Source organism: Paenibacillus lacisediminis, from assembly GCF_046567315.2.
In genome coordinates, this window is the sequence record NZ_JBKIAX020000002.1 from 542,980 (window position 1) to 556,798 (window position 13,819).

9 protein-coding genes are annotated in these 13,819 nt (G+C 53.1%); all 9 read right to left on the reverse strand.

The features are described 5' to 3' along the window. Positions 1-30: 30 nt before the first annotated feature. The 9 genes from ACLD72_RS05870 to ACLD72_RS05910 all read right to left on the reverse strand — a co-directional run bounded on the left by ACLD72_RS05870 (position 31) and on the right by ACLD72_RS05910 (position 13,758). Positions 31-1,560, reverse strand: coding sequence for a glycoside hydrolase 43 family protein (locus ACLD72_RS05870; RefSeq protein ID WP_411001778.1), 1,530 nt, complete (start codon positions 1,558-1,560; stop codon positions 31-33). Positions 1,561-2,313: 753 nt separating this feature from the next. Then, complete coding sequence (locus tag ACLD72_RS05875; RefSeq protein WP_411001777.1) at positions 2,314-4,578, reverse strand: glycosyl hydrolase family 95 catalytic domain-containing protein; 2,265 nt, start codon at positions 4,576-4,578, stop codon at positions 2,314-2,316. Positions 4,579-4,620: 42 nt separating this feature from the next. Further along, entirely contained in the window at positions 4,621-5,640 is a 1,020-nt protein-coding gene (locus tag ACLD72_RS05880; protein ID WP_251591693.1) for a zinc-binding alcohol dehydrogenase family protein, read from the reverse strand. A gap of 2 nt (positions 5,641-5,642) precedes the next feature. Continuing rightward, entirely contained in the window at positions 5,643-6,602 is a 960-nt protein-coding gene (locus ACLD72_RS05885) for an aldo/keto reductase (RefSeq protein ID WP_411001776.1), read from the reverse strand. A gap of 18 nt (positions 6,603-6,620) precedes the next feature. Continuing rightward, positions 6,621-7,460: an amidohydrolase family protein gene (locus ACLD72_RS05890; RefSeq protein ID WP_411001775.1), complete on the reverse strand. Its 840-nt coding sequence runs from the start codon at positions 7,458-7,460 to the stop codon at positions 6,621-6,623. A 20-nt stretch (positions 7,461-7,480) separates the two neighbouring features. Beyond that, complete coding sequence (locus ACLD72_RS05895) at positions 7,481-9,595, reverse strand: glycoside hydrolase family 36 protein (protein ID WP_411001774.1); 2,115 nt, start codon at positions 9,593-9,595, stop codon at positions 7,481-7,483. A gap of 20 nt (positions 9,596-9,615) precedes the next feature. After that, on the reverse strand, positions 9,616-10,350 hold the full coding sequence (locus tag ACLD72_RS05900) for a response regulator (protein ID WP_411001773.1): 735 nt from the start codon (positions 10,348-10,350) through the stop codon (positions 9,616-9,618). After that, a complete protein-coding gene (locus ACLD72_RS05905; RefSeq protein ID WP_411001772.1) occupies positions 10,347-12,095 on the reverse strand; it encodes a histidine kinase in 1,749 nt (582 codons plus the stop codon). The genes ACLD72_RS05900 and ACLD72_RS05905 overlap by 4 nt, the downstream gene beginning before the upstream one ends. A gap of 103 nt (positions 12,096-12,198) precedes the next feature. Then, on the reverse strand, positions 12,199-13,758 hold the full coding sequence (locus tag ACLD72_RS05910; protein WP_411001771.1) for an extracellular solute-binding protein: 1,560 nt from the start codon (positions 13,756-13,758) through the stop codon (positions 12,199-12,201). Positions 13,759-13,819 lie beyond the last annotated feature (61 nt).

Sequence of the window (13,819 nt, forward strand, 5' to 3'; positions counted from 1 at the left end):
CCGCTTTGCACGGTGGGATTCTCCGGATGATCACTCCGTTCCCGTCATCCGGTTTTCGATTCGGAAATAATCGACATCCACGTATCCGCCGGCCGATTGAGTCGCATAATTAAAGATGGCAAACCGATAACCCATGAAATGCGGTATGGTGTAGCTCATCTGCAGCCTGTTGCCGATCGCCGTCCACCGGTTGCCGTCCAAACTGTAATAAAAATAGGCTTTATCGGTTTTGTTTTTGAAATCCATCTCCACCTTTAAATACACATTGTTCTGTGCAAGCGGCACGCTGGCCACTTCCACCGGGGTTGCCGAACTGCCGTTGACCATCACGACCGATTTGGAATTGCCGGACATTTTGACGCCAACAAGCCCGTAGTTCTTCTGAAGCGCCGCAAGCCCCGCATAATCGCCGTTTTTCATGCGGCTTACGTCCAACGCGATCCGTCCGGAGCTTTCCGGGCCAACGGTTCTTTGCGTCAGCGAGTTACGGGCATCCAAAATACTTGTGCTGGTTCTTCCGGTCGTCAGTCTCAGATATCCTGAACGCGCCGTAAGCGACCAAAGATTGTAGTCGGGATTGTGATTCCACTGCCATACCAGCGAAAGCCGGGACTGATTGAATTCATCGGAGGCCACAAACCATTCATTCGAATTCACGCCGGTGACCGGCTTTTGCATCTGCGTGGGGACCTGACCGTTCACGCCGAATACAGGCCAGTTGTTTTGCCAGGCGACAGGGACAATAAAGGGAATGCGTCCTACGGAGCCATGATCCTGAAATAACAGGCCATACCATTTTCCGTCCGGCGTATCCACGATTCCGCCTTGAGCTATACCGGCATAGTCCAAAGCGACCCGCCCTTCATAAGGACCTGTAATACGATCGGCTCTAAACACCAATTGGGTGCGGCCGGCTCCCTGCGGCCAGGTGATCAGGAAGACGTAATACTTGCCGTTGATTTTTTGAATATGCGCCCCCTCGGCCGGAAGGCCTACGTTAGGACCCGCTGCCAAACTGGCGTTGGGGATAATGACCTGATTTAACCCGCCCGGTTTGACGGCGGCGGCATCCGAGGTGAGTTCGGTAAGGCGAATATCTCCGCTCCCATGAACGAGGTACACTCTCCCATCGTCATCAAACAAAAGTGACATGTCATGGTAAAAACCGATCGTGGAGCTTGTCCACGGACCGTTTTCGATATCTTGTGTCCGGTAGATGAAAGTCTTCCCCGCTATGCTGGATGAAAAAACCACATAATAGGTGCCGTTATGATACCGAAGACTGCTGGCCCACGAGCCCTTGCCATACTCATTTTGGCCATTCCGTAAAGCTTGCGCGTCCAAATCCCCCAGTGTACCGTAAACATAGTTTACAATTTCCCAATTGACGAGATCATAGGATTTCATGATCGGCACACCCGGGTTCATGTGCATCGTTGTGCTCGTCATATAGAAAACGCTTCCAATTCTGATTGCATCGGGATCGGGCACATCCGCCCATATAATCGGATTTTCAAAAGTATTTTGGTCCTGTGCAGTATTCTTTTGTATTACTTTCACGTCTCCTTTCGTTTAATCTCTGAATGGAATCAACCGGAGATCAAATCTTCGAATAAACTTTTACGGCCGATCAACCTCCTTAAAAATCATATAATAGAAATATATTACATTTTTACAATTTCACTATAAATGGATTGGCGATAAAATTTAATAGAATTTTTATTGATTTTATTGAACTTTCTTTTGAAATATTAAATTACAAAATCGCGTTTTTCCGGAAATGCAAGAAAAGCCCATCTTCCTTTCCGGTTGGAAGCATGGGCCGCACATTATTAAAAAGAGGCGACGAAAATGACACCAATTAAGCACATTTTTCCAGCGGGTCGAAGCACGTTCTTTACTTTAAAATGGAACGTTACCTAGGCATGGAGAGGCCCGATGGGATCAACTGCAAAAGTGCATTCCATTCTCCGCAAATCTCCATTTTAGAGCGGTTGAAATGCAAAAATTCATCTCTTTTGGGGATATACGATAAAAAAGTAGCTTTTGCCCCGAAATGAACTGCACTTTTGCATCTGAACCACCTGTTTCGAGGAATTTCGACGAAAACCGCGTGCACTTTTGCATTTCGTGAGATTTCCCCCGCTTCCTTATATCGCAACGTGCCGGGAGTGGCATATAGTGCCTTCCATGTAAAGGTTTCAGCACGTTCAAGTTCCTGAATAGCGGCTTCAAGCTCCGCATTCCATCGCTGTCATCCCCATGCTCCCCTGCTTATAGGTTTTCGTGCTGGTCGCACCGAAAGTTGAGTTTTTAATGACTACTCCACGTCTTTTTACTAAACGTATAAGAGCAGCCGGCCTCCCCCGCAAACGTAACGGGGTCAAGACCAGGCGCTTCCAAGCGGCAGGGTCCGGAAACCGCGCAAGTCACGACCGCTTCCGTTATCATGCCCTCCATCCAGGAGAAGTCGACGGTAAAGCCGCCCCGGGCACGCAACCCTTTGACGCTCCCCTCGTGCCAACTGCCTGGCAATGCGGGCAGCAGCCGGATCACCCCGGCGTGGCTTTGCAACAGCATTTCGGCAATGCCTGCCGTTCCGCCAAAATTGCCGTCGATTTGAAACGGAGGATGGTTGTCGAAAAGGTTAGGCAGCGTGGAATGGTCCAGCAGCGCCCTCACGTTCTCGTAAGCCTTGCCCCCATCCTGCAGACGGGCCCAGAAATTGATGATCCACGCCCGGCTCCAGCCGGTGTGGCCGCCGCCGCTCGCCAGCCTGCGTTCCAGCGTTGTCCGGGCGGATTGGGCCAATTCCGGCGTGCCTTCCACGCTGAAGGCTTGGCCCGGGTATAATGCAAATAAATGAGAGATGTGGCGGTGTCCCGGCTCCATCTCCTCATAATCCTCCATCCATTCCTGTATCTGCCCGTATTTGCCAATCTGCGGTTTGGGGAGCCGCTTCAGGGCGGCGGCCAGTTCCCCGCAGAAGACCTCGTCCTGTCCGATGATTTCCGCACTGCGGATGCAGGCGTCGAACAGCGCATCGATAATCTGAAAATCCATCGAGGCCCCGGCGCAGAGCACCCCTGTCTCGCCATTCGGCAGCCTGTAGCTGTTCTCCGGGGAGACGGACGGACAAGTAATCAGTCGCCCTTCGTCGTCCTCGATCAAATAATCGAGCAGGAACAACGCCGCCTCCTTCATCGTCTCATACGCCCGCGCAAGGAAGAAACGGTCCTGGGTAAACCGGTAATGCTCCCACAGGTGCAGGCATAACCAAGCGGCGCCCATCGGCCAGTAGGAAGCCGAAAGATACTTATCCTGCGGTGCCGTGTCCGCCCAGATATCCGTATTGTGATGCGCCGTAAATCCCCGGCAGCCGTACATGACCCTGGCCGTTACCCTGCCGGGCTCCCGCATCCGCTCGATCAAATCGAACAAAGGCTCGTGGCACTCGGTCAGATTGCAGTTTTCCGCCGGCCAGTAATTCATTTGCGCATTGATATTAATCGTGAATTTACTGTCCCATGGCGGTAAAAAGCTGTTGTTCCATATTCCCTGAAGGTTCGCGGGCAAGGAACCCGGGCGGCTGGAGGAAATGAGCAGGTATCGGCCAAATTGGAAATAGGTTGCGATCAGCCCGTGATCCTCAGCGCCCTGCCGAAACAGTTCCAGCCTATCATCAGTCGGCAGCACGTCTTTGCCCGGACTCTCCGGCAGCTTCAGGTCAACCCGCCCGTACAGCTCGCGGTAATCCGCGATATGCCGGGCCAGAAGATCAGTGTAGGGAACCCTGCTGAGCTCATCCAACCGCCGCTTGCCGTAAAGCTCCGGGTCCGGGTGGCGAAAGGTCGTGCCGGCAGCCAACAGCAGTGTGACCGCATCCGCTCCGTTCACCAGCAGGTGGTCGCCAAGGGTCCGGCAGTCGCCGCCTTCCGGGACCGCCTTCATTACGGCGCAAAAAGATCCGCCGTCCTTGCCCCCGCACTCTCCGCGCATAACCAGCCCGGATAATCCCCATTTCTCCGACTTCTCCAGGTATCTCCAATTCTGCCGGTTAAACCGGGCTTTGAAAGATATCGCCTTCTCCTTGTCGGCGGAAACCCGGATGACGATCGCCTGATCCGGATAACTGGCAAACAGCTCGCGGGTGTACCGCACCTCGCCAATCCGATAGCTGATCCGGGATAAGCCATTCTCCAAATCAAGCTCCCGCATGTAGTCTTGGGCAGGCTGCTCGTGATCAGCGAACGACAGCAGCAGATCGCCGAGCGGCAAATAATGGCGTTGCGCTTCGGGCAGCCCCGTCATCGTCAGCGCCGCCAGCTCCTCCGCCTCCTGCAGCCGTCCCTCCATAATCAGCTTGCGTATTTGGGGCAAATGAGGCAATGCGTCTTCATTGTTGCGATCGCGCGGACCTCCATACCACACCGAATCCTCGTTGAGCTGGAGCATCTCCTGGGCTGTGCCCCCAAAGATCATCGCGCCAAGCCGTCCGTTGCCGATCGGAAGCGCTTCGTTCCATTCGGCCGCAGGTTTCCTGTACCATAAGCGGTGCTTCTGTTCCAAACTGGTCATACTGCTCCTCCAATCCGCCAAAATAGCATATATGTTCAGCGATTAGTCCAGTTCCACCAAAGCCTTGATCACTTTCGATTCAGGCTTCAGCCAACTGTCGAACTGCCCGATCATGTCTTCAAATCCGCAGCGGTGGGTAATGTAACGGCCGATATCAATGCACCCCGACGATACGGCCGCAAGCACCTGCTCAAAATCCTCCCGTGTAGCATTTCTGCTGCCCTGAAGCGTCATTTCGCGGGCATGAAAATCGGGATCGCTAAAGGTAATCGTGCTTTTCACCAATCCGACGAAGGTCAAAGAGCCGCCATGGCCGACAAGCCCGAAAGCGTTTTCCATCGACGAGACGTTGCCGGTAGCATCGATGACGAATGCCGGGAAGCTGCCGTCCGTTAGCGCGGCCAGCCGCTCCTGCGGCTCCCGGAGCGCGTTCACCGTGTGCTCGGCCTTGGCCCAAACCTTGCAAAATTCCAGACGCTCGTCGTTCACATCCATCGCGATCACCTTTGCTCCGGCATATCCGGCCATCGCCATCACGCCAAGCCCGATCGGTCCGGCGCCGATGATGAGCGCCTGATCCCCGGCGCCCAGCCCCGAGCGGCGGACGGCGTGCGCGCCGATCGCCAGCGGCTCCAGCATCGCCGCCTGATCCAACGTCAGTCCTTCCGTCTTGATAAGACTCGATATTGGCACGGAGATTCGCTCCCGCATTCCGCCGTCCGTATGGACGCCCAGCACCTTCATATGTTGACAGCAATTCGTTTTCCCGCTCAGGCAGGCCCGGCAATGGCCGCAATGAATGTACGGGACAACGCTGACCTGGTCGCCGGCCCGCAGCCCTTCCCGGTTGTCGCCGATTTGCTCGATCGTCCCGGCCAGTTCGTGGCCGAGCACGCGCGGGTAGGTAAAATAAGGCTGATTGCCCCGGTACGCGTGCAGGTCAGTTCCGCAAATGCCAATCCTCCGAATCCTTACGATCGCCTCGCCCTCATGCATTTGCGGCTCCGGCAGATCCTCCCGAAACACGAACCGCCCAACTTCCTCGCAGATGATGCCCTTCATGATCATCGCCCCCCGCTCCGCCGGACCGGCTCTCCGCCCCATTCCGGCCGTCCGCTCGGCCACGTTGCGCCATCGACCGGCTTCAGGATCTCCAATACTTCCCGCAGCAATGCTTCGTCCATCGGTTCTTCCGTCCACAAAATGTTGTTGCGGATATTTTCCGGGGTCGCCGTGCTGACCAGCGTCGTCGGAATGCGTTCATCCGCCGTGGAGAACTGGACCGCCAGCTTCGCGATGTCCGCTCCTTTACTCCGGCAATGTTCGGCGGCCTGCCGGCAAGCGGCCCTGATGTCCTCGCCCGCAGGATGCCAATCCGGCACGTCCCGGTTGCTCAGTAAACCCATGGACAGCGGCGACGCGTTGATCAGGCCGGTTCCTTGCCGTTCCAGCAACGGAAGGAGACCAAGCAGCGTAGTATCGTTCAGAGAATAATGGCAGTACGATAAGATGACATCCAGAGCGGTACGGGACAAAACCGCTTCGAAGATATTCAAGGGCAAGCCGGATACGCCGAAAAAACGGATTTTCCCGGATTTTTTCAACTGTTCAAGCGCGGGGACTCCTTCCTCCACCACCTGCTCCAGCGAGCCAAACTCGATGTCGTGCAGCAGTAAAATATCGAGATAATCCGTCCCCAGGCGCCGCATGCTTTCTTCCGCGCTGTGAATCACCCGCTCCCGCGAGAAATCAAATTCGTCCTGCCCGTAACGCCCCGCTTTCGTGGACAAAACATACCGGTCCCGCGGAATCGCCCGCAGCGCTTCGCCCAGCACGTTTTCCGCCTTCGTCAGGCCGTAATAAGGCGAAACGTCAATCAGATTGATGCCCATGTCGATGGCGGTATGGACCGTACGTATCCCCTCATCCCTCTGAACATCCCGGAACACGCCTCCCAGCGAAGACGCCCCAAAGCTTAACGCCGACACGTTCAGCCCGGTGGTCCCCAACTTTCTGTATTTCATCGTGTCGTTCCCCCAATCTCAATGTTTATTCAACTTGTAAAATTTCGCGGCGTTGGCGCCGAAAACAGCTTCGATCGCTTCCGCGGGCAGCCGGTCTTGCAACGCTTGCCGTAATATGTCCACGACTTCATCATAAGTTGCCGCCAGAAGACACACGGGCCAATCGCTGCCGAACATCACCCTCTCGGGGCCAAACAAATCAAGCGTTGCCTGGACGTATGCCGTGAAATCTTCCTTTTTCCACCCCTGACGGCCGGCTTCCGTCACCATCCCCGAAAGCTTGCAGCAGATGTTCGGATATTGGGCGATTTCCGCCATATGGCTTCTCCACGGCTCCAGCACCCCCGAAGCGATCGGCGGCTTCGCCAAATGGTCGACGACGCCCCGAAGCCTGGGGATTCGCTCCAGCAATTGGACAAGCTGCGGCAGTTGATTCGCCAGTACAAGCAAATCAACCGGCACGTCCTGTTCCGCAAAATATGAAAACGCTTCTAAATAGGCGGGCGATAAAACGGTGTTTGGGTCCTCCATCTCCTGGATCATCACGCGAAACCCGATAAATTTCGGATGCTTGCAAAACCACTCATACTGTTTCTTATAAGAAGGGTCCTCAAGATCCAGCCATCCGACCACACCGGCGATGAAATCGGCCGTTTCGCTTAATTCAAGAATAAATTCGGTTTCCTCAACCGTTGGCGCCGCCTGCACCAAAATCGTTTTGCCGATGCCGTGCTTTGGCAAATGCGGTTCAAGATCAGAAGGCAAATAATCGCGGAAAAGCACCGGAATTTCCGGCGTAATCCAGCCGTAATCGTTTCTGTCGATCTTCCAAAAATGCTGGTGAGCGTCAATACGCATCAAACCACCTCCATTCCACCTTATTGTGCGTCAGACTGCTTCATGCGAAGAAGTATGCACACGGCCGAAAACGGTTTTGCCAAACGGCAGGAAATGTGACCGTCTTCTGCTTTCACATCCGTATTGTTGTCCGGGAACATTTGCGTAATTTCGTAATGCCCCCATGCAGGAAGAGGCAGCTTTACACTTTCCGGAACGTCACCTCCAAAGGTATGTACAACTGCCATCATCTGTGATCGGTCTTTGGATGTGCGCGTGATTCCTTGCCATCCCTTGGGATGACGATAGCTGTGCACCAAGGTGCCGTATCGATTTGTTGTACCTTCCTTAATGATCGGAGAAACCAGCTTATAGAAAGCAATGGCCTCGTCCACAATTTTCCACTGTTTTTCATTCAAATCATGGATATCGCCGGACAAACACATCCGGCCTAACATCGTGCCGGCCAGCGAGTACACCAAACGCTGCAAACTGTCATTTTTTCTAAGAACGGCCCAGATCTGGCTTTGCCTCGGCAAAATCACTCTATGCAAATTCGCGGCAATGATCGGGATTTCCTCACATTCATGAGCGTCCGAAAATGATGACATACTTGTAAGTCCAACCATGGAAGGCTCCAAGCGGTGACCGCCGGATGCGCAATTTTCAATCACAATATCGGGTACTTCTTGTTTGATCAACCTGAAAAAATCCTGAACCGCTTGCATCTGCCGGCGTAATCCTTCACCGAGCGATTCCGCGCCGTCGCAGCCGATGCCCAGATTATCGTTATAGTCAACTTTTAAATAGCCGAATCGATGATTTTTCAAAAAGGAGATCACTTTCTCTTTCAAATAGCTGACGACAAAGGGATCGCGGAAGTCCCAAAACCGCCGGTCACCGCTCGTGATCGGCAAGCCGTCCCGTTTTAAGAGATGATCAACCCCATGAAACGCCGCGGATTCCACGCCGCAAACTTCCATTTCGAACCAAATGCCGGGAATCATCCCGCATTTTCTAATATGTTCGAGCGTTTGTTCCAGCCCATCAGGGAAATCAATAGGGTTCACATCCCAATCGCCCATACTGTTAAACCAGTGCGTCCCTTCCCGCTTATACCATCCGCAATCAATGACAAGATAACGTATTCCCCTGCCTTTGAGCCGTTCGGCAATCGCGTAAAGATTCGCAGCCGATGGAGACCCCCATGTTGTACAAAACTCGTTAAAAACGATCGGCAGATCTTCTTCCAGCGCCGGCCCGCGCAATAGAGGCCGGTCCTGAATCCCGGTTAATCGCTCCGCCGCACGGTCAACCCCCCCCACTACTGCGGTGAGATAGGCGCTGGGAGTCTGAAATGCCTCTCCAGGGCCGATCGTCTTGGTCCAATGGCCAAATTCCCTGTCCGCCAGTCCGCCTGACAGATACAGGGCGTCATCCCGCCTGCCGATCTCGATCTGCCAGGAGGCGGGGTGGGCGATTTGAACACCCCAAGTCACACCAACGCGGGTGTCCTCCAAATATGCCGCCGGGAAAAATCCCCGCACCGGCATGGATCCTACCTGTCCGAAGCGCAGGCATCGTGTACCCGAAGGCGCCCAGGCCGGTTCAAGGTTTAAATCTTCGATATTACTGGAATATAAGCGCCCTTCCGCGGACCATGAACTAAGGATTCGATGGAAAATTAACGATTCGGGAGCATCATCCTCGGCAAACGGGGTAAACCCTGTCAACGAGAAGGATGATATCATTTCCGCCGTAACGGGCAGTTCGCTTTCATTCTTGATGATTGTAAAGGACTCCAGTGCTCGATATCCCGAATACCAGGTTAAATGATGCTCGACCCGGCACGAACTCGGGCTGCGCCATGCGGACACCACCGTTACACTATTATCACGCTCCAATTTACGCTGTTCTTCAAATAACAGCGCATCCATGGTTCCGCTGTTGCGCATGGAATGGCCGTGCGCGAATCCGCCGGGATAAGCATCCCCGATGAATTTGAGTTGCACTAAAGGATCCGCCTTGTATTTCTTCTCACAGACATGGGATACCATGGATTCCGGCAGCAGGACCAAGCCCGGTTGCCCGGTTTGGCCATCTTTAACATAGCGGGCTATCATATCGCCGAATCTATAGTCCTTATTAATCTCCATTTCATCCCGACCTTCTTTTTTTAGGATTCGTCTCTGTCCTTTGCCGTTTCGTCTCTTTCACGGTAGGCGCCTGGCGTGATCCCCGTATACTTCTTGAACACTTTGGCGAAATAATGTTTACTCTCAAACCCGACCCGCCGCCCGATCTCGCTCGCGGAAAGATGCCGATGCGTCCCTAGCAATTTCTGCGCTTCCTTGATCCGGAATGCGTTTAAATAATTCACAAACGTGTCTCCCGTCACTTTCTTGAACAAGCTGCTGATGTAATTCGGATGAAGATTCATCAATTCGGCAAGATGATCCAGCGAAAGGTCGTTCATATAATGCTGTTCTGTATAGGCCAGAATACGTTTCGTGTGCCGTTCACACTCCGAATCGGCTTCGGAAGGAAGCTCCTGATCGATATGCGTCAGCAGCCCGGCAATCTCATTTTTGTCAAGCGGTTTCAGCAAATAATCCACCACGCCCCAGCGCAGCGCTCTCCTCACGTATTCGAAATCGTCATAGCCCGTCAGGATAATAAACCGGTCACATAGGCCGCTCCCCTTGGCCTCCTCCATCAGTTCGAATCCGTTTTTCTCCGGCATATGGAGATCCGTCACCGTAACATCCGGCATATAACCTTTCATGACTTCAAGCGCTTCAAAAGCGTTGCCTGCCTCGCGCACCTCGGTACCGAGCGGAGCCGCATCCTTGATGACCTTGACCAATCCCCCAAGAATAAGCGGCTCATCATCCACAATCAATAATCTCATCGTTGACCCGCCGCCCCTTTCGATATGATGATGGTGAGACATGTTCCCCGGCCTTGCTCACTATCAAGCGCCAAGTGCGAAGCGCCGCCGAAAAACGATTTGACCCGCTCGTTGACGTTAATCAGACCTACGCCTCCCTCCATCTCCTGGACGGAATGTACATCGCCTCCCCCCGTTAGCCGTGAACGGAGCCTGGGCAGTTTGTCTTCCGGAATGCCTATTCCGCTGTCCGAAACGCAGATCCGGATTTCGTCGGCGGTTTCCGACGCCTGAAGCTTGATATGGACGGGTCGCAGCGTCGCGGACGCCCCATGGATGATGCAGTTCTCGATCAAAGGCTGGAGCATGAACCGGGGGCAGGCGATCTGCTCCGCGTCGACGGTGATGTCAATCTCGTAACTCAGCCTGTTCTGAAGCCGCATTTTGTGAATATTGAGATAGAAGACGACCGTCTCGATTTCCCTGGCAAGAACCGTCTGGTCCTCCTTCGAAGACAGGCTGTAACGCATCAGCTTCCCGAACCAATAGGAAATGTCGGCTACCTCTTTATCGTTGTTGGATTCCGCCAGCATTCGGATGGTCTCAAGCGTGTTGTATAGAAAATGCGGTTTGATTTGGGCTTGCAGCACTTTATAGGCCGCTTCTTTGTTTCGCAGCTCGGCCCGGTGGACATTGTTGATCAGCTCATCCATACGCTGGATCATCGAATTGTAGGTCATGGTCAGAAACCCGATCTCATCCTGGCGGTTCGGCTTGTCGTGCTTGCTGATGTACTGTTTCATATTGTTATCGCTCAAGTTGCGCATATGTCTGGCCAGGCGAAGGATACGTTTCGTAATGGTAGAAGCGAGCGCATAATACGCAAGCGACAGTGCCGCCAGAAGAAGGACGATGGTGGAAATCAGAATAATCTCTTTGCGTTTGACCGCGTGAAACACTTCGTCTACCTTTCCGGTGACGACGACCCGGACGCCAAGCTCCTCGATGTAAAGCTGATTTACGATCGTTTTCCGGTTGATGAAATAGGCTTTCGTATCGTTCGAGCCGAGCAGCTTCCACGTTTCGTCGTCAATCCCGGCAGCTGCGCCTTCCGCCGCCGGCAGACCTCCTTGCTTCGGTAACAGGAACGCTTTCCAGTTGCCTTCTCCGCCTGTCGCGTTGTAAAATTTCCGGATCAGACCACCGCTGATGCGGAGCTCGAGAAGCCCGATGATCTCTGTAAAATCCGGGTTGTAAATGTTCTGGTAAAAAACGAGCCGCGGTTCCCGGGCTCCCGGATCGGGCACAACCCACACTCCTTGACCAGGCTTCAGCGAACTGGCGATCTCCTTGCCCTGAGGATCCAGAGACGATATATCGAGAAACCGGTCGGTGATTTGAAGCGCGCGCTCCTTTGTTGTATATATCCTGAACCTCTCAATTTCCGGATTGGCATACAGCGACTGTGTAATAATCGGACTGATATACCGGTTGTAGGCGTAAATGCTGTCCGATTCGGATTCATAAATTCCGCCTAAATAATCCGTCACATACGGGTTATATTGCAGCAAGCGATGGATGGAGTCGACTCGGGTCAGATCCGCCTTCATGTTTGCCTTGGCCTGTTCCAATATTTTTTGCCGGCTCTCCACGAATTGTTGGGTCAGGTTGCCGTAGATTTGTACATAATAGTAATATCCGAACGTGACGACCGGAATAAAAATCAAGATGACATATCCTAAAATGATTTTGCGTACGATGCTCACGGTAACGATTCCCCCCGCTGCCGATTTATTTCTTCTAACCGTACCATGAGCAAGCAAAACCCGGTAGAGTTTTGACCTCCCTACCGGTTGCGGCGACCTTCGCTTACTCGAACAAATCCTTCTTCTTCTGATAAGTCTCGTTTGCCCAATCGACAAGCTCTTGCAAGCCCATATTCTCGGCCGTCTTCACCATATTCTCGTATTTCGCAACGGCTTCCTCTTCGGAACCCGCCAGGTAAATTTTAACCTTCTCATTTTTGATCATCTCGTCGATCTTGGTTTTGATCGTCTTTTCTTTAGAATCCGGCTGGGTCTGAATCAGGCCGAGCGCCGGCTTATAGGCCGTAATGGCCTTTGTCTCCATCAAGGCCTGTGTCTTCTGCGTGCCCGGAACATAGGACAGCATGCCTTCCGTGACTCCGTCGTTGTACAGATACCACCATTTAATTCCATTGCCGTTAATGAAATCGGCATCGGTCGGATTGTATTTCAGATCCGGATAACCCGCATCGTTCCATGTCCAATGCTCGCCCTCGACGCCAAACATGGTCAGTTTTTTGCCTTCGTCGCTCGCCAGGTATTGAATGAACTTGATTGACGCCTCCGGATCCTTGTTTTTCTTGGTGATGAAAGTACCGGCAAATCCGAGACCCGTGCTCACCACCTTCGCGTCTTTCGACAAGGCGCTGGGCAGCATTTTGAACGTAAATGAACCTCCGTTGCTCTTAATTTTGATGTTATCCGAATCCGCCGTGGTAACGGTATAAACGTGAGCAAACGCTTTGCCGCTTGTTACGTACTGGTCGTCAATCTGGTCGTTTGCGAATGCGAAATTTTCCGCCAGAATGTATCCATGGCGATATAAGCCATTCATAAATTTGAAGAAGTCCAACATCTTCGGCTGTCTGATGGCATAATCCACTTTTCCATCTCGTTCATACCAGCCATCCAGGAGGGCTTCGGTGCCGAACTGCTGCAGAAAATACTGCTCAATCCACTCTTTGTCCATCATCAGCGGCACCATATCGGGATACTTCTCCTTGACCATGCCCAGCACCTTCGTGAAATCGTCGAGCGATTGAATCGGCGGATTGCCGAGCTCCTTCAGGATATCTTCCCGCACGGCTATGCCGGGATTGCCGTCGCTGCCGATCGAATATTTATTTTGAGCCATTTCCTCCTGTGTGGCGAAGGAATTCCGTACCGTGTAGAAGTTGCCGTCGTCCATTGTATGGATCGCAATTCTCGTCTGATCGATTTTGAAATCCGGCGCATATTTCTCGATCAACTCATTCCAGGGATAGGACAGCTTCGAATCCGACATTCGATTAATGTTGGCATACGTGAAGACGAGGTCCGGCAGATCTCCGGAAGCGATCATCAGCGGCAGCTGCTTATCGTCCGTTGCGACGGTAACGTTGAGCTTGACTCCCGTTTTCTCCGTAATTTTCTCTGCGATCGGTCCTTTCCATTCTTTAACCGGATACCATGGCGCATCGATGAACAGCGACAACTCCTTCACGCCGCCGGATTTCTCCGGGGAATCGCCGCCTTGCTTCGCGCCTTCGCCGTTGCCGTTGTTGCCGCAGGCGGACAGCAGCGTGAACGCAAGCACCGCCGCCAGTGTCGCTGCAAGCAGCTTGTAGCTTTGGAATGTTTTCAAAACAAACCCCTCCAATGGATATATTGTCATTTTAATGTAAGCGCTTAAAAATAGAAACAAC